This window comes from Priestia sp. USM5, assembly GCF_058323215.1.
Window position 1 is genome coordinate 138,055 of record NZ_JBSGKN010000003.1, and the last position, 16,008, is coordinate 154,062.

The 16,008-nt window shown below is 32.6% G+C and carries 17 protein-coding genes; 6 read left to right on the top strand and 11 right to left on the bottom strand.

The features are described 5' to 3' along the window. Positions 1 to 23: 23 nt before the first annotated feature. Positions 24 to 389, top strand: coding sequence for a hypothetical protein (locus ACWATA_RS26125; RefSeq protein WP_473050312.1), 366 nt, complete (start codon positions 24 to 26; stop codon positions 387 to 389). Positions 390 to 739: 350 nt separating this feature from the next. Here the strand turns inward: ACWATA_RS26125 and ACWATA_RS26130 are convergent, their stop codons facing one another. Beyond that, positions 740 to 946 (bottom strand): hypothetical protein, encoded by a 207-nt coding sequence (locus ACWATA_RS26130; RefSeq protein WP_129542394.1) that lies wholly within the window; start codon positions 944 to 946, stop codon positions 740 to 742. Between the two features lie 72 nt (positions 947 to 1,018). On the opposite strand from ACWATA_RS26130, the gene ACWATA_RS26135 reads away from it, so the two are divergent. Further along, positions 1,019 to 1,687 carry a DUF421 domain-containing protein gene (locus ACWATA_RS26135; protein WP_473050313.1) on the top strand — a complete coding sequence of 223 codons (669 nt, stop codon included), beginning with the start codon at positions 1,019 to 1,021 and terminating at the stop codon, positions 1,685 to 1,687. 129 nt (positions 1,688 to 1,816) lie between these two features. On the opposite strand, the gene ACWATA_RS26140 is transcribed toward ACWATA_RS26135, so the two are convergent. Further along, the gene (locus ACWATA_RS26140) at positions 1,817 to 2,398 is read right to left on the bottom strand and encodes a YitT family protein (RefSeq protein ID WP_144635715.1); all 582 of its coding nucleotides are present in this window, start codon (positions 2,396 to 2,398) and stop codon (positions 1,817 to 1,819) included. A gap of 281 nt (positions 2,399 to 2,679) precedes the next feature. Between ACWATA_RS26140 and ACWATA_RS26145 the strand changes: the two genes are divergently transcribed. Further along, positions 2,680 to 2,877 carry a DUF421 domain-containing protein gene (locus ACWATA_RS26145; protein ID WP_473050314.1) on the top strand — a complete coding sequence of 66 codons (198 nt, stop codon included), beginning with the start codon at positions 2,680 to 2,682 and terminating at the stop codon, positions 2,875 to 2,877. A 28-nt stretch (positions 2,878 to 2,905) separates the two neighbouring features. Here ACWATA_RS26145 and istB read toward each other — a convergent pair whose 3' ends face one another. Both istB and istA read right to left on the bottom strand, forming a co-directional pair. Then, the gene (gene istB / locus ACWATA_RS26150) at positions 2,906 to 3,664 is read right to left on the bottom strand and encodes an IS21-like element helper ATPase IstB (protein WP_060746201.1); all 759 of its coding nucleotides are present in this window, start codon (positions 3,662 to 3,664) and stop codon (positions 2,906 to 2,908) included. Next, the gene (gene istA, locus ACWATA_RS26155) at positions 3,661 to 5,208 is read right to left on the bottom strand and encodes an IS21 family transposase (RefSeq protein WP_141235330.1); all 1,548 of its coding nucleotides are present in this window, start codon (positions 5,206 to 5,208) and stop codon (positions 3,661 to 3,663) included. The genes istB and istA overlap by 4 nt, the downstream gene beginning before the upstream one ends. A gap of 187 nt (positions 5,209 to 5,395) precedes the next feature. Between istA and ACWATA_RS26160 the strand changes: the two genes are divergently transcribed. Beyond that, positions 5,396 to 5,863 (top strand): DUF421 domain-containing protein, encoded by a 468-nt coding sequence (locus ACWATA_RS26160; protein WP_473050315.1) that lies wholly within the window; start codon positions 5,396 to 5,398, stop codon positions 5,861 to 5,863. A gap of 774 nt (positions 5,864 to 6,637) precedes the next feature. Here the strand turns inward: ACWATA_RS26160 and ACWATA_RS26165 are convergent. Beyond that, positions 6,638 to 7,192, bottom strand: a complete 555-nt coding sequence (locus ACWATA_RS26165) for an HPP family protein (protein WP_129542407.1) — start codon at positions 7,190 to 7,192, stop codon at positions 6,638 to 6,640. Between the two features lie 1,520 nt (positions 7,193 to 8,712). Here ACWATA_RS26165 and ACWATA_RS26170 point away from each other — a divergent pair. After that, on the top strand, positions 8,713 to 9,594 hold the full coding sequence (locus ACWATA_RS26170; RefSeq protein WP_187360383.1) for a LysR family transcriptional regulator: 882 nt from the start codon (positions 8,713 to 8,715) through the stop codon (positions 9,592 to 9,594). 370 nt (positions 9,595 to 9,964) lie between these two features. Here ACWATA_RS26170 and ACWATA_RS26175 read toward each other — a convergent pair whose 3' ends face one another. The 4 genes from ACWATA_RS26175 to hmpA all read right to left on the bottom strand — a co-directional run bounded on the left by ACWATA_RS26175 (position 9,965) and on the right by hmpA (position 12,920). Then, positions 9,965 to 10,246 (bottom strand): exonuclease, encoded by a 282-nt coding sequence (locus ACWATA_RS26175; RefSeq protein WP_129542400.1) that lies wholly within the window; start codon positions 10,244 to 10,246, stop codon positions 9,965 to 9,967. Positions 10,247 to 10,648: 402 nt separating this feature from the next. Further along, on the bottom strand, positions 10,649 to 10,813 hold the full coding sequence (locus ACWATA_RS26180; RefSeq protein ID WP_187360384.1) for a hypothetical protein: 165 nt from the start codon (positions 10,811 to 10,813) through the stop codon (positions 10,649 to 10,651). A gap of 60 nt (positions 10,814 to 10,873) precedes the next feature. Beyond that, complete coding sequence (locus ACWATA_RS26185) at positions 10,874 to 11,101, bottom strand: helix-turn-helix domain-containing protein (protein WP_043977717.1); 228 nt, start codon at positions 11,099 to 11,101, stop codon at positions 10,874 to 10,876. Between the two features lie 598 nt (positions 11,102 to 11,699). Continuing rightward, positions 11,700 to 12,920, bottom strand: coding sequence for an NO-inducible flavohemoprotein (gene hmpA / locus ACWATA_RS26190; RefSeq protein WP_129542401.1), 1,221 nt, complete (start codon positions 12,918 to 12,920; stop codon positions 11,700 to 11,702). 569 nt (positions 12,921 to 13,489) lie between these two features. On the opposite strand from hmpA, the gene ACWATA_RS26195 reads away from it, so the two are divergent. Then, on the top strand, positions 13,490 to 14,017 hold the full coding sequence (locus tag ACWATA_RS26195; RefSeq protein ID WP_129542402.1) for a shikimate kinase: 528 nt from the start codon (positions 13,490 to 13,492) through the stop codon (positions 14,015 to 14,017). 733 nt (positions 14,018 to 14,750) lie between these two features. Here the strand turns inward: ACWATA_RS26195 and ACWATA_RS26200 are convergent. Both ACWATA_RS26200 and ACWATA_RS26205 read right to left on the bottom strand, forming a co-directional pair. Continuing rightward, complete coding sequence (locus ACWATA_RS26200; protein ID WP_129542432.1) at positions 14,751 to 15,632, bottom strand: IS3 family transposase; 882 nt, start codon at positions 15,630 to 15,632, stop codon at positions 14,751 to 14,753. An 8-nt stretch (positions 15,633 to 15,640) separates the two neighbouring features. Continuing rightward, positions 15,641 to 15,937, bottom strand: a complete 297-nt coding sequence (locus ACWATA_RS26205; protein ID WP_034655895.1) for a transposase — start codon at positions 15,935 to 15,937, stop codon at positions 15,641 to 15,643. Positions 15,938 to 16,008: the final 71 nt, after the last annotated feature.

Below are 16,008 nucleotides of genomic sequence, written 5' to 3' on the forward strand. Positions count from 1 at the left end.
TTATTTTCAAAGGGGAGTATCTAATGAGTGTTGAAATAGAGTTCCTTCCAAAAAGTTATATAAGTGAAGTTCCCGCAGGAGGTGGTTTTTTTCCTTTTGGAAGAGATGGAGAAGTGCCTTATATCGTAGAATACGAGGGACAAGAACTGGATATAGAGGTCTTTTTTAATAATTGGATGGCACAGTTAAACAAATTCCCCATATACACGCTTTTTGCATATGCAAAGGTGGATGAAGAAGAAATAGATAATACATTTTCCTCACTCATATCGGGATCGAAAACACTACTGAAAGTAACTCCTTTAACAAAAGATTTAGCTGCATCTTTTAGCACATTTGTTTCTTTTTTATCCTTCATACTATCCCCTCCTGCTTTCTATACGATTTAACTGTATAAAAGCTCCATATAAACCATCTATATAAATATATTCTTCATAAAATCTGTTGGATATGATAGCTATTTTACATAATCAGCTTTATGTGAACTAAGAATGTTTACTTTCCGTCTAATTTTTTAAATGTGCTACTTGGGAAATATTTCACCAAAAAAAGTAAAGTTGAATTATTTGAATTTTCTTTAATTAATGTATAATTGTATGTAATTAGTATCCTGTATACGTAACTGGCGAAGCATATAGTTCATATCATCGTACGCCTGGACAAAAGTATTTAGCTATTACAGTTAAATACTTTATTATTTATACAATGACATTTCCATGTTAATTACCTGTAAGAATGTTTAAAAGTTAGCTTGTAAATCCTCACTTTTTTTCTTAAGTTTTTGGCTTTCTTCCTCTAACTCAATAATTCTATTTTGAAGCTCTTTATTATCTAAGTCTTGTTCTAGCTCCTTAGATAATTTTACTCGTTTTTTATAGATTTCAATTTGTTTCTTAGCAATCGCTTCCAATTCTTTATTTAATTGTAATTGTTTGTATGGATTCATTGTATTTCCCCCTTTCAATCCATATTTATCATTTTCAACATAGGAAGGAAAACACCTTTAAAATAAAGTCCATTGAATGTTACCATTGAAATTATTACCGGATTTTTTCTCCTTTTTATAATCGTTAAGTTTGTAGGAAAAAAGATTATTAATCAAATTACCCCCTTTACCTTTATTGCTTCTATAGTACTCGGTGAATTATTGGGGAACGCATTCTATGATCACCAAGTTGGTGTCTTTCATATTATTTACTCTATGGGTTTATGGGCTATTTTACTGTTTATAGTTGAGTACCTTGGACAAAAATATTTATTATTTCGCGGCATTGTTGAAGGCAAACCGTCTGCTCTTATTAAAAACGGGATGGTTGATCGAGAAGAATTAAGGAAAAACCGAATGAACATCAATCAGCTGCAAAGCTTACTTCGACAAAGTGAAACTTTCTCTATTCGAGAAGTTGCTTTTTGTTATTTAGAAGCAAATGGCTCAATTAGCATTCTAAAAAAGACAAAATATCAAAAAACTACCCAAGAAAATTTTAATATGTCTATAAAACCCGTTTATGTTCCTGTTACCCTTATACGGGACGGCGAAGTCTTATGGGATGAAGTAAAAGATTTAGGTTTTGATGAAGAGTGGTTAAAAGCTCAACTCTTATCTCAAAGGATAACTGATTATAATGCTATCTTTTTAGCCGAATGGCTAGAAGATGACGGACTGTTTGTACAAACTTATCAATAAAGATTTTTGAATGTGTTAGTGTATAATCTACAGAGTATTTAGCTAGTAAAATGTTTTCTAATAAGAACTTACATAAGATTTATTCAAACCGTAGAAGTAAGGCAGTGTACTATGTACCCTACCTTATCCCTATCGTAAGTAAATAACAGACCTAAATGAAGTTAGTATACCTGCTGTTATGGATACGCCTCCTACTGTGATAAGTGAATAAATTAGAGTTTTGTCTCCAACTATACATAAGCCAATCAAAACAATAGAAGTATCTATGAGAAGAAGGAGGAATCCAATATTCACAGATGTCCATTTTGAAAGTAAAAAAGCGAGAAGATCGATTCCTCCAGGGCACGTATTATGTCTAAGCATAATTCCTACCCCAAGTCCAATGGTTAGACCACCTAGTAAAGCGCTCACTAAAACAGGGAGATCAATGATCCCATTTAAGGGGAAGAGTAAATCAATAGCGAGAGATGTAATGGTTAAACCAAATAAGCTATTGTAAAAGTATGAACGGTTATGTTTTAAAGCTGATAAATAAATCGGAATGTTAATGCAAACGATACTAATCCCCACCTTAAATCCCAGTAGGTATTTTAATAACAAGCTAATCCCAAATACTCCCCCATTTATAATGTGAGAAGGAAGAATAAATAAATTGATTCCTATCCCGATAAACATACCACCTAGTCCAATCATGATCCATTTTCTTTCCATTCTATTCACCCGCGTTCTTTCTAGTCTTTTATTCTATTAATATGAGGGTTATTGCTAGATTATACGAAATTAAATAAACTACGTTTAATTCGTAAATGTTAATTGGTAATAAATACCGTTATCTAACTTCCCCTTCAAAAGGAATTATTTTTCCCAAGAGCTGGTAAACAAATCGATAGGATACTAAAACGTATTTATTCTCATAATATCTGTGATAAAAATGATTTATTGGGTAAATATTACACCTATACTACGTTAATAACAGGAAAGGAAGGTTACATATGAATATTTTGGAGATTGTTATTAGGGTAGCTATTTCATTCTTAGTACTTTTAGTCTTAACAAGAATAATGGGTAGAAAAGAGATTAGCCAGATGACTTTTTTTAACTTTGTATCTGCTATTACAATTGGTACTTTGAGTGGAGCATTGGTTACTGATCAAACTCTCAGTATGGGAAATGGTGTAGACGTCAAGTAGAATTTTACACTTTTTGCTTATTTACTTTTTACACTTCAGCTGAAAATACACTTTTTCGATGTTTCATTCGATAGCTATCTCCATCCATATGAATGACTTCTACACGATGAAGTAAACGATCTAAAATCGCAGTGGTAATTCCCTGATCTCCCATTAATTCACCCCACTGTTCAGGGCTTTTATTGGATGTAAGAATGATGGAACTTCGTTCATACAAATGATTAATTAAATGAAAAAACAAATTTGCTTCTCGCTGATCCATTGCCATATACATTAAATCATCAATAATGACCAGATCGGCGCCTCTTAATCGCTTTAGCTGCACTTTTGATTTATTTAGAAATTCTTCCGTTTTTAAAAGATGAATAAGCTCACCCATAGTTACGAAATAGACGTTGAAACCTCTGTGAATAGACTCAATTCCCAAACCGATTGCTAAAAATGTTTTACCAACGCCTGGCGGTCCCAATAAAATTAAATTATACTGCTGCTCAAGCCAGTTTAGCTCTGCGAGCTGGGTCAATTGGCGCCCCGTTAAAGCTGTTTGCTCTTCTAAATTAAATTCACTTAATGACTTCACGTAAGGGAAGTGCGCCCACTTCATTCTTCTTTCTAAACTCTTTACTTCACGTTTTCTCAGTTCATAACGTGTGATAGATTCAAGAAATTCTAAATACGTCCAAGAAGATTTTTCAGCCTCACGTAGGAGCTTTGGTAGCTCCTCAGCTGTTTCCGATAACCTTAATTGGCGAAAGTGCTCCTGCAAGTCATTTACAGTCTTATTCACTGTGGTTCACCCCCTAAAATACTTGTGTAAGTAGTAAGGGAGCGAGTTGTCACTATGATGTTGTCTTTACCTGAATGTTTTATAAAGGGAGGCTTCACCTTTTGGGTACATTCAGTTTGTAATGCATTTTGATGGTTTGCTATATCCCGAAAGTCATTGGCGCTGTAAAGTTTATCTATCATGCATTTAGTCAAAGTGGCTTCAATCCACATTGGATATTTCTCAATGACGTTTTGAATAATTATGAGCTGATCACGCCGATACCGTGGGTATCTTAAACAAATTTCATTTAAATAAGAAGTTGCACGTTCCTGATCTTCAAAATGTGAAACCAGTTGTTGCTTAAATTCTTCAATACCTTTTGAACGATCCCGGATATGATGTAGATGTTGAATAAGCTTTCCCTTTTCATTACTAATGCTATGTTCAGCAATTACTTCTCCCTCTAACTGTTTACGGATAATCAGCGTTGGCGGTTGGCTCGAAGTGACTTCAATAAAAACCTCATTATCAGAGGCTGCACTATACGTTCCGAGAGGAACGGAATAACGGTTTGATTTAAACCGTATTGTATTGTCCTTACTAATATTCCTTGTTATACTTGGGGTAATGACGCTTTCGTATGAGAGTGGTGAAGAGACGGGCTGTAAGTGTTGCTTTTCGACGGGGAACACTTCAGCTGGTCTTTTTTTCGTTGTCTGATGAACATGTTGATTTCCAGTGCGATGTAGCCACTGTAACGCACGGTTATTCCAATCTTCAATATTGCTAAATACTCGGCTGTCTGCGAAATTTCCCTTTATGTACTTTACAACGTTCTCAATCATTCCTTTTGATTCTGGGTCTGCCTTACGACATAAATGAACTTTAAACTTACGTTCATTTACATAGCTTTGAAACTCAGAAGTTAAAAGTAGCTGACCTGAATTTTCGCTTACTGTAATTAAACGATCCTGATCATACACAATTTCTTCTGTGCGTCCTCCGTAAAATTGAAATGCATTTTCATGACATCGTATGGCATCATTTGTCGTAAAAGGCCGGTCCTGCCACTCCATGTATTTGTATCGAGAGTGAGCTAAGACAAAAGCGATGAAATATAGTTTAATTTCATTCTTTTCAGTTGTCTTCTGTTTCGTTTCTCCCCAATCCACCTGGATTTGCTTACCCATAGGTTGTTCAGGGATTGCTTCATACTGCCGAATTATTACTTTTTTCTCAATCTGATAAATCTCCCGCATCTCTTTCACATATGCTCTTACTGTACTCTCGCCAACAACTAAATCGGGATAACGCTCTAAGAGCCAATCGTGGATTTGCGCTGCACTGAGATGAGGGTATTCTTCAAGCCAAGCGATAATCCAATCCCTGTAGGGATCCAATTTCTTACCTTTGCCTTGAAGCTGTTCCATGTATGCTTTTGTCTCTTCAAATGTCATTTTTAAATATTTATAAACGGTTGGTCTTGATACTTTGAGCTCCTGTGCAATTTGAGATACTTTAAACTTCCGTTGATGTAATTGTTGAATATTTAAATAAAGCATTAACTTCTCCTCCAAGACGCTGTCCCCCCAGTAAAATAACACCTTCTATTATTTTACTAGAGTTCTAGCTTATTGAAGCAAAAGTGTAAAATTACATTGAGCAAAAACTGTCAATTATATTCTAGCGTTTACAAATGGCCTCATTGCATTACTTGCATGGAGTATTTTTACGATTACTATTGGTCTTATGACGATTAAATCTAAAAAAACAAGACAAATAATTGATGGTGAACCAGTTATTGTTATAAAAAAAGGTAAGATTATGGAGGACGCACTTCGTAAAGTTCGTTTAGACATGGATTCTCTAACGGCAAGTCTTAGAGAAAAAGACATCTTCTCATTGATGGATGTCGAATATGCCATATTTGAAACAAATGGTAAGCTTTCTATAATGAAAAAAGAAAATAAACTCCCTTTAACTAAAAGTGATATGAATATAGATAAACCCAAAAAAGATTTATTTCCCCTTGCGACTGAGGTAATCGTGGATGGAGTTATTAACACTAATAATTTAGCTAAATTAAATCTTGATAGAAAATGGTTGTATGAAAAACTTCAGCAATTAGACGTACAGTCTATTTCGGAAGTGTTTTATGCAGAGATCCAAAAAAATGGTCAGCTTTTTATCGATACCAAAAATGACGCCATTCAATAAAGAATAATTTTCTAATAAAAAGAAAGAACCTAAAGGAATTCGATGGACTATTTGGATACATGTTATTAATTTATCCTACAAAGTATTATGGGGAGTTATCAATGCATTCACCATATGTATTTGTACTTTAGATAATGTTCACAAGTAATAGCATACTCAAAAGCCCATTTACCCGGGGTGTTTTTTAGTTTATAAATTAATTTGCCTGAGTGGTTATAAAATAAAGAATTTGTGGTGAATTATTTCATAGTAGAGGGAAAAATGATGGGGGATTATCTAACAAGAAAGAAGATTTTCGATAAAACCTTTAGTATGATGATATCAATTGCATAAGAGAGGAATGGTCAATATAAAAGCATCTATAAAACGTTTAAAAAAGACTACTACATGTATACCCGAAATTATTTATGTATATATATTGTTCTCTTTTATAGAATTACAAACTACTACTTCAAAAATGTTACAAATAAAATAATTTGTCATGTAATTAATTGTATAAATAGGCATGTGATGAATGGTTTTGATTCAAAAATTTCGAATTAACCACAATTTTCTTGGAGTTTTTGAATCAAAAACCATATTGAAGCCTATTTTCCAGGAACTCCTTTTTATCGCAAGAGAAGCATCGTAACGTTCCATCTGGCTGAATAAGTCCATTTAAAAAGCCATTTATGCAATATATTTCTTTTCTTCATATAGTACAACTTCCAATAAACTCTTCCATTTTTTAAATCACCTCTTTAACACGCTATCCTTGTTTTGCTATCTTCACCTTTATAACCAATGATTTGGATATTGCCGTGATTTAAATAAATTATTGTAAATAATTGAGATAACTACTATCAATAGGGAACCCAGTAGAACAGGAATAAGGAATTCCCAACCTACCTGATTATTAACGGCAACAAGTGCACTAGCTGCTGCTGGAGGATGCATCGTTTGTGTAAGGGCCATTAGGATCAATACAAGAGCTAATACGAGACCAAGAGTAAATAAGCTTTTCCCTAATAAGCACCAAATAATAATAGCAAAAGTAGTGGCAAGTAAATGCCCTCCGACTACATGTCTTGGTTGAGAAAGAGCGCCCTTATGAGCCCCAAATACTAAGATACAACTCGCTCCAAGGGGAGCTAATGCCATAGGATAGCCTAGATGAATAGCCATAAAACTAACAGTAATAATAGCAATAAGTGCACCTACAGCTGAAATAATAGAATCAATATAATCAACTTTAGCTTCTTGTCTAATTGTCCCTTTCATTTTTTTTAGATACGCAGCTAATCCTATGCTTGAGTGATGACTCCAATTCTTTTCAAGTTTTTTTTCCATTTTAATATCCATTGTCCTTTCTAACTAGTTTGGCAAGTACTTTGTCAAAACTTCTAACATATAAAGTTATTTTATAGGAAAACCCTGATTATTTAAATAGATATCTGAATTTTCATTGTTTTTTTAGACTTAAAAATTAAATTGAGTTTATTTAACAGTTCGAATTTATCTTGTAAAGCATACAAAAGCGAGTGAAGTAAAGAATAAAACTTTAAATAAATGGGAAGTACCGAAAGAAAAGGTTCATTACGAAGTATGTAGTTATTTTAGGATAAGAGTAAATCTATACTATAGTTAAGCTATACTATAGTTAAGCTAGACTCACTCTTATCAGTTAAATAAATTTATTAAAAAGCCTAGTTTCAGTCTCGTCAGGCTTGAAAATAGGCACAATTGAGTGAGATAAGAACCAACACAGGGCTTATTTTCGGGAAGCCACCTATCCCATTTATTACTCAATTATATGATTGCTTATATAAACCATAAGTAAATCACCATAACCTAATGTAAAGCAATATAGTATGGTAGATTCAAATGGATAATCAATGAATCCACTTATTAAAACTGTGGACCCTACTACTAATAAATAAGTGCTTATTAATTTCGTGAATCTTTTCTTATCTTTAATATGAAATTGCTTCCATCCTGATAACCATCTAATATATTTCTTTACACCAATAAGGTAATAAAGAAAAAAGAACAAAAATGCTAAACAAATTAAACGATAATTCATGTATAAAGACACCTCTTTATAAGAAATGGTTATTTTCAAAGCTTTATAAAAACACAAAGAGTCATTATGTTCCTTCACATAATAGGTCTCTCTCTTTTTAATACTTTATATCGGTCCCTTTCATTATCATTCTGTATCTTGTTAAGTATTTTAAATTTAATTGTCCTTATTTAGGACTCTTGTAAAAAAAGGCACCATATGCATGGAAAATTTCTATAACTTGATAACCTATGAGAGATATTGCTGTTAAAGAAAAGAAACCCATAATAAAAAAGCGAATCCACATAATTTATCTTCTCCTTTTGCTAGTATGTTGTTAAACATTTTCTTGGCTGTCATCTAATTTAGTATAATTACCCATAACACATTTAACTCATAAATAAAGTAGGATTTAATACTCTACTTGAAAAATAATAGACACACTTCATCATGTAGTAATATCGAAGCTCAAGTACGTTGCCTAGATACCTACTCTTGCCATAAAGATTGATTATCTTACCTTTATTAACAAAGGAAGAAATACTATTTCCCCTATAAAATTTCATATTTTCTGCTATGCCAATAATCGACATAATGAAGTATGTATGGAACCTAAAAAATAGCTGTTATTTGATATGATGGGAATTTTAATGATTAGATGTAGCTTTACATATACAATTTATTGACCTTTACTATACTTTTTTCTGCGATTAGGAATCATAAAAGTATCTTATCAATATTTATGTTATATGAAAAATATATTTATTGTTATAATGTTATATATATTGCATATGATTGGGTGATTGAGATGGATATTAAACAACTAAAATATTTTAAAACCATTGTAGATGAAGGAGGGATTTCGAAAGCTGCCCAAGTGTTACATATGGCACAACCTCCACTTAGTCAACAACTTCAGCGTTTGGAAAAAGAACTTGGAACAACTTTAATCAAACGTTATACCCAGCAATGGGAGTTAACTGAAACTGGAAAGATATTATATAATCATGCTGTTCAAATGTTGCAAGAGAGTAAGATCATTAAACAGGAAATTCGGGAAATGGAAGAGGGGCTTAGAGGAACTTTATCCATTGGTATAGCGTATACTTGCGTTTCTTATTTATTCGAACATTTACATAAGTTTAGGGAATCATATCCAAATATATTTATTAAAGTCTGGCAGGGAGATTCCTCTTATTTGGAGGAATTACTGATTGAACAAAAAATTGAATTTTCATTGATGCTTCTACCTCAAACATTAGAAAATTATCGAGTAACATGTTTATTAGAGGAACCTTTTGTTGCAGTAATTCCCTCCATTTGGAAAGAACGTTTTTCAAACAAAACTGTAAATTTAAAGGATATTATAGATTATCCCTTTCTTATGTTAGGTCCTATGAAAGGATACTCTCTATACGAAAACATGTTGAGTAATTTTCACAAACATCAATTTTCTCCTAATATTGTAATGGAGTGTAAAGATATTTCTACAATACTTTCCTTAGTTGCCTCTGGATTAGGTATTTCAATTGTTCCTAAATCAGGAATTCAGGCGATTTTTAACCACAATATTGAAGTTCTTGAAATTGAAAATTTCCAGTTCTACATTGAGCCAGCAATTGTTTCACTTAAAAAGAATGGTCTAACTAAAGCTGCAAGATATTTTTTGAATCAATTTACAGTTAAATAAGTAACTTTTCAATTTAAAGAATAGAGTTTTAATGTAAACATTTTTACTCATCATTCTCCAGAAGGTAAAGGGACCCCAGATATGTATATAGTTCCTCTATTTTTTGGAGGATATTTCTCGTTAATGAACCTTCCTGACCTTATTATCCATACGAACTTATAATTCTATAAAAATAAAAAGATTCTCCATCGCCAATTATATGATATAGATTACGTGATTTTATTTTATACTGAGTTTCTATTCCATTGGAAAATATTAGCCAAATACTTAGCTTGAAAGGTTTATTTCGAAGTATTAATACCAGAAAATAAAGGGGATAAACTGGAAGATATTGAAAAAAGAGCTTACTAAGAGCTCTTTATATAAATAATTATTCAAGAATATGATTGCTTATATACACAGTAAGTAGATCACCATAACCTAATGTAAAAACATAAATGATAGCGTTTTCGTAAGGGTAGTTAAGAAAACCACTTATTAACAAGACTGCACCTACCACTAATAAGTATGTTCCTACCAACTGAGCAAACCTTTCCTGATCTTTAACCCGAAATTGTTTCCATCTTGATAGCCATCTAATATACTTTTTTATTCCAATAAAATAAAAGGAAATAAAAAATATAATTGATAAACCAATTAAATGATAATCCATTAGAAAGACACCTCTTTACAAAAAAATGAGTATCTATATTAAAAAGTATATCATAATATTTTATTATATTCTCGATCTGATGAAAATCCACCAAGGAACTGATCATTCATTGCTAACTCTTTTATTCCTATTTTCCTTAACTAGACTAGGATATGCAGCCGTATTAGTAGCCATCTATTATGATTGGAGCGCTAAAAATTCCAGCTATTGAAGAAAAAATATAATTGATGAGAAAAATTTTCATCAATTATGAACCCTTTGAGAAAAAGTGACACATTCCATATATAGGAGAGAAATATAAAAAACGACTAAAAGAATGATATTGGACGTTCTATCACTTCTTTTGTCGTGTTGTATAGTTCTTTTATTATCCTTGGACCACTAAGTAAGGAGCCTTTCCTATTATTTCATTATTATTTCTTCCAGCATCTTCTGTAATTCCTCTTGGCTTTTCCGAACTGTTTCAACTTCTTCGTTTAGCTTTTCTAATTTTTCTGTCATCGGTTTTAAAGCTTCCTGAAGCATTCCTTTTAATCGAATAGTTTTTTCGCTTTCTTTTACATCCACTATTACTCGCTCCTTTTGTGAATTCAATCAACTTATCCTACATTCGTAAATTTATTTTCCTTAATATTTGTTTTGATTACTTTCTATTAAATGAGAATGAATTTCTTTTAATTGCTTTTCATCTAAATTAAAGGCATCTGTAATTTTATTATATAAATTTTCCGTTATTCTTCTTTTACCAACCTCCACTAAAGCAATTAATGAAAAACTACAGTTAACTACTTGAGCGAAATTACGTTGATTCATGTTGTAACTTTTTCTTATAAATTTAACCATCTCTTTATCCATTTAAATTCCTCCTATATACAGAAATTATGACGATAGATATCCTACATATTAATGGCAACGCTAAAAAGTAAAGGGAAGTTATAAAAATTAAAATTCTCAAATAAGAAATCTGTTGAAAATAAATAGAACAATACTATGGATATAATCGACAGTAACAATATAAGGTAAGATGAAAAGCCTTTTGATTTAATATCCTTCCATCTTCATAAATCAGAAAACTACTCGATTAGCTTAACAAATTTCCAAACATATCAAAAATATTATTTTTCTTATAATATTATATGTAAAATGTTATAAAGGCGCTTATAGACATACTTGGAACTGTTCTATAATGTAGGCAGCTTCATAGAAACATCCCGTGAGTATTTTAAATCATCATTATTAATTAAGTCACATTATCAATGAGAACTGTCCAATTAATCACAAAAGCGATTAAGAACTAAAAACAATACCCCATTCAGAAGTAAGTCATGTATATTCTACACATATCTTGTCTATAAAAAAAAAAGGATATCGAGAATATCAAAAGCCCCTGAAATTCGCAAAAAATTCAGGGGCTTGATCTGTAGATAATTAAACGGATTGAATGTCACTTTATTTACTTTTCTCCTAAAATGGCTACAGGGCTAAATACCTCATAATGAATACGTTCGTTTGGTACATCCCATCTATGTAATGCTTTCAGAATGGCTTCCATAAACGGAATCGATCCACAGAAGTAAAAAACGGCTTCGTTTGAGGAAACAATCGATTGCAACAATTCTAAATCAACGTAACCTTCTTTATCAAAATCATCACCCAGTCGATCCTCTTCACTAGGCGAACTATAACAGGTGAAGGAAGTGACATTTTCATTGCTGCTATCTAATTGAGCCACATGTTCTTTAAAAGCATGGGTTTTCCCATTGATGGCTGCATGAATAAAGGTAACCTGACGTGTTGGCTGTTTTTCTACGATGGTATTCAGCATACTAAGTAAAGGTGTAATCCCTATTCCTCCACTAATGAGAACAACAGGCTGCTTGCTATCATCAAGCACGAAATCTCCAGCTGGAGCTGAAAACTTAAGCGTACCTCCTGTTTCAACTTGGTTATGTAAATAGTTTGAGACAATCCCTGCGGGGGCACCATCATGGGCATCTTCCCGTTTTACACTGATTCGATAATAATCCTTTCCTGGGGATTCAGAAAGACTATAATGACGAATATGCGTATATTTCTCTCCGGGAACGGCTGCTGCTAATGTAAGGTATTGCCCTGCTTTATAAGAAGCAATGGCTTTATTATCCTTCGCTTTTAAATAAAAAGACGTCACATTATCGCTTTCTTCTACCTTTTTATCGATATAAAAGCTTCGATATCCTTCCCAACCTCCCGGTTGGCTCTCTGTCTCTTTGTAGAGATCTTCTTCTAGCTCAATAAAAGCATTGGCAATGTATCCGTACGCTTTCCCCCACGCTTCAATAATATCGTCTGAAGCTGCATCTCCCAAAACATCCTTTACTGCTTGAAGTAAAGTTTCACCCACAACCGGATATTGTTCTGCTTTTACGCCTATTGCGCGATGTTTCTGTGAAATCCTTTCAATGACAGGTTTAATGGCTTCTAGATTGGTTATATGTTCTCCTGCAGCATAAACCGCATAACCTAAAGCTTCCTGTTGAATCCCTCTTTTTTGATTCGTTTGATTAAACATATTATACAAATCTGGTGCCTTTTCAAATAATAACTCATAAAATCTTTTCCCTATTTGTTTACTATGTTCTTTCAAAACCGGTACTGTTGATTGAACGATCTCAATTGTCTTGGAATCAAGCATGTTATATCATCCACCTTTTAAGAAGTCTTTAATACATATTGGAACTGAATACTATACTTAATATAACCAAATTTATCCAATCCCATACGGTTCTTGCATGTCTATAGGTAATATTCACATTTGAGCATCATTTTAAAACATCATTCATTTTTCAATCTATACGATTTCTAAATCGTATAGGATATAACTAATTCAATTTAAACTACCAAATAACCTGTAGAACTTCTAATCTACGGGTTTTCTTTATAAATAAAAAGAATAAAATTTTATTTGTTGAACAAACTAATAATGATGGTTTCCAACGTCGCTAATCATCACTTTCATACACAGAAAAAACTACCCCCTCTTGAACTGAACCCAAAAAGTTAAGGTGGTTTTTCTCTTTTTTGTTATATATGATATACAGACATAGTTACCATAATGGATTTTATCAGGATTTAGTAGCAGGCTTAAGCCTGCCTTTTCTTTTATCTTGATAAAAAAATTAATAATGCCCCACTCTTGGAACATATACATATCATTGATTAGGACAGTAATATAACTGTCTATTCCACAGAGGAGGATGAAAATTGTCTAAAATATGTATTCTTGGAAACGGTTGTGCAGGTAAGACTACACTAGGGAAAAAATTAAGTAAAGATCTTTCACTTCCATTCTTTGAAATGGATGAGAAGCTCAAATTTTTAAAGACCACTCCTTTTCCTACTAGACAACAAATCAGACATTTTTCAAGAGAACTAAACAAATTATTAGATAAAGATAAATGGGTAATAGAGGGCTGGGGATATAGGGAAACATACGAAGATAGATTTAAAAAAGCAGATATTATTATCTTCCTAGATGTACCTTTCCGACTTTGTATAGAGCGATGCCATAAAAGATTAGGTACAAACAACTTAGAGATTCTAAAACGAGGTGTAACAAAATTAAATATATTTGATAAACATGTACGTCCATTGCTATTAAAGCTAATTCAGAAGTATAAACATGAACCTGAGAAAATAATTCTTCAGATTGACGAGAATTTTAAATATGAAGACATAATGAGACAAATTAATCTAGATGTAGAGACCATGAAGAAACTTAATAATAACTAATCTGAATACCAAACAAAGTTTTGAGCAAACTATTCAAGACGCCATAAGGCTTCAATCGTCTGGTTAAATAAATGTACAAGAAAAAACTACTGATCCCTGTATATCAGTAGTTTTTTCTCTTTTTTCACTGTATTTTTGTTAATATATAATCTAATTTTAAAAATAAAGGGCATTTCCTTTAAAAAGAAAGTAACCCATATGTGAGTTCTTAGCTCTAATTCCACTATAACATATTTTCAATTTGATACATATTAAACAGTTTTCTGGGCAAACTACCCAAGACGTTCTGTAACGTCAGTCAAACATTGATTATCATTCATGAAACAGAAAAAGAAACTGAACGGACCCAGTTGTTTTTTCTGTTTTTAAGTTATACATGATATTTAACATAATATGCAATTCCAGAAGCAGGTAAACGAGACTTTGATACATAAGGACTCGCTTACTTGCTAATCTTCTCGTTTATACGTTTCTATATATCGTTGATAAATCAATGCTCCGAATTTTTGTTGAATAGAACGTACTATATAAGAAAACTACCTTTTATACATGTACTAATTTAGAGTTGAATAGTGTTTTAAGTAAAAAAGTCCTCTTTTATCCAGTTCCCTTCTACAAAATATTTTGATAAAATTCGTAATTGATGATCTATTAGCAGACTAACTGCTCAACCAAGAAAACAACCTCACTCTTGGAGTGACCCCTGTCAAATAGACAGTCTTAAGAAAACTACCTATGCAGCCTGAGTTCTATACTGATAAGGACTCAGGTTATTTAATTTTCGTTGAAATCGTTCATGATTATAAAAATTTATGTATTGGTGAACGGCATTTTTGACCTCATTGGCTGTTTGGAATTTATATAGATAGAAGCATTCCGATTTAAAATGACTAAAGAAACTCTCTATACAAGCGTTATCCCAACAGTTGCCTTTTCTAGACATACTAACTTTCATCCCATTCGCTTTTAAGAAGCGATGATAAGCACGAGATGTATATTGAATTCCCTGATCACTATGTATGAGGACTCCTTCTACATTTCTTCGTTTCTTGGCAATTTCGAGTGTATCCATTACTAATTTCAAATCATTCCTCGAACTTATTTTATAGGCAACAATTTCATTGTTGTACAAATCTTTAATCGCTGATAAATACAAAGATTGTCCATTAAAAATTAAATAGGTGATATCGGTTACCCATTTCTGGTTAGGCTGCGAAGCCTTAAACTCTCTGTTCAGATGATTAGATGACAGAACGAAAGCTTCTTTTTTTCGATAATATGGCCGTTTTTTTCTAATAATAGCTTTTAGCTTCAGCTCTTTCATTAACCGTTGAATACGTTTGTGATTTACATGTAATCCATATACGACCTTTAACCAGGTCTGTACTCTCCTATATCCATAGATACCTCTGAACTTTTGATAGCACTCTCTTATTTTTTGTTTCATTCTTCTATCTTCACATTGCTTATGAGAAGGGGAATCCTCACGGTTCCGCCATTTATAATAGCCACTTCTAGAAACCTCTGCAATTTTACATAAGAGGCAGATAGAGAAGCGTTTCTTTGACATTTCTTTAATAACTTTATATTTCTTTTGGATAGGTACTGCTTTCATTCCTCCTTTTACACCTGTAAGAGCTTTTTTAACATTTCATTCTCAGCTTCTAATCGTTTTATTTTTGTTTCTGTATCTTCTGGATAAGTAGATGGATGCCCTATTGTAGAGCCTTGTGTTTTTCCTCTTTTTTCTTCAAGGCCTTTCAGGCCTTCAGCTTCAAAATGTCGAACCCAGCGCAGAACGGTTGTATGGTCAATCCCTAATTCTTTCCCAACGGCCTTACAGCCCATTCCATCCCAAAGATATAAATCGACTGCTTTTTTCTTAAACTCAATGTTGAATGTTCTCCTCTTTTTCCCCATAAAAAATCCCCTCCATAGTAGACAGAATAGGTTGCTTTCTTCTATTTGTCTACTATAAGGGGAGCATACCA

Coding starts and splice junctions, on each gene's coding strand:
- ACWATA_RS26125 (WP_473050312.1), top strand. CDS start 24: ATGAGTGTTGAAATAGAGTTCCTTCCAAAAAGTTATATAAGTGAAGTT.
- ACWATA_RS26130 (WP_129542394.1), bottom strand. CDS start 946: ATGAATCCATACAAACAATTACAATTAAATAAAGAATTGGAAGCGATT.
- ACWATA_RS26140 (WP_144635715.1), bottom strand. CDS start 2,398: ATGGAAAGAAAATGGATCATGATTGGACTAGGTGGTATGTTTATCGGG.
- ACWATA_RS26145 (WP_473050314.1), top strand. CDS start 2,680: ATGAATATTTTGGAGATTGTTATTAGGGTAGCTATTTCATTCTTAGTA.
- istA (WP_141235330.1), bottom strand. CDS start 5,208: ATGCTTTATTTAAATATTCAACAATTACATCAACGGAAGTTTAAAGTA.
- ACWATA_RS26160 (WP_473050315.1), top strand. CDS start 5,396: ATGACGATTAAATCTAAAAAAACAAGACAAATAATTGATGGTGAACCA.
- ACWATA_RS26165 (WP_129542407.1), bottom strand. CDS start 7,192: ATGGAAAAAAAACTTGAAAAGAATTGGAGTCATCACTCAAGCATAGGA.
- ACWATA_RS26170 (WP_187360383.1), top strand. CDS start 8,713: ATGGATATTAAACAACTAAAATATTTTAAAACCATTGTAGATGAAGGA.
- ACWATA_RS26175 (WP_129542400.1), bottom strand. CDS start 10,246: ATGGATTATCATTTAATTGGTTTATCAATTATATTTTTTATTTCCTTT.
- ACWATA_RS26185 (WP_043977717.1), bottom strand. CDS start 11,101: ATGGATAAAGAGATGGTTAAATTTATAAGAAAAAGTTACAACATGAAT.
- hmpA (WP_129542401.1), bottom strand. CDS start 12,920: ATGCTTGATTCCAAGACAATTGAGATCGTTCAATCAACAGTACCGGTT.
- ACWATA_RS26200 (WP_129542432.1), bottom strand. CDS start 15,632: ATGAAAGCAGTACCTATCCAAAAGAAATATAAAGTTATTAAAGAAATG.
- ACWATA_RS26205 (WP_034655895.1), bottom strand. CDS start 15,937: ATGGGGAAAAAGAGGAGAACATTCAACATTGAGTTTAAGAAAAAAGCA.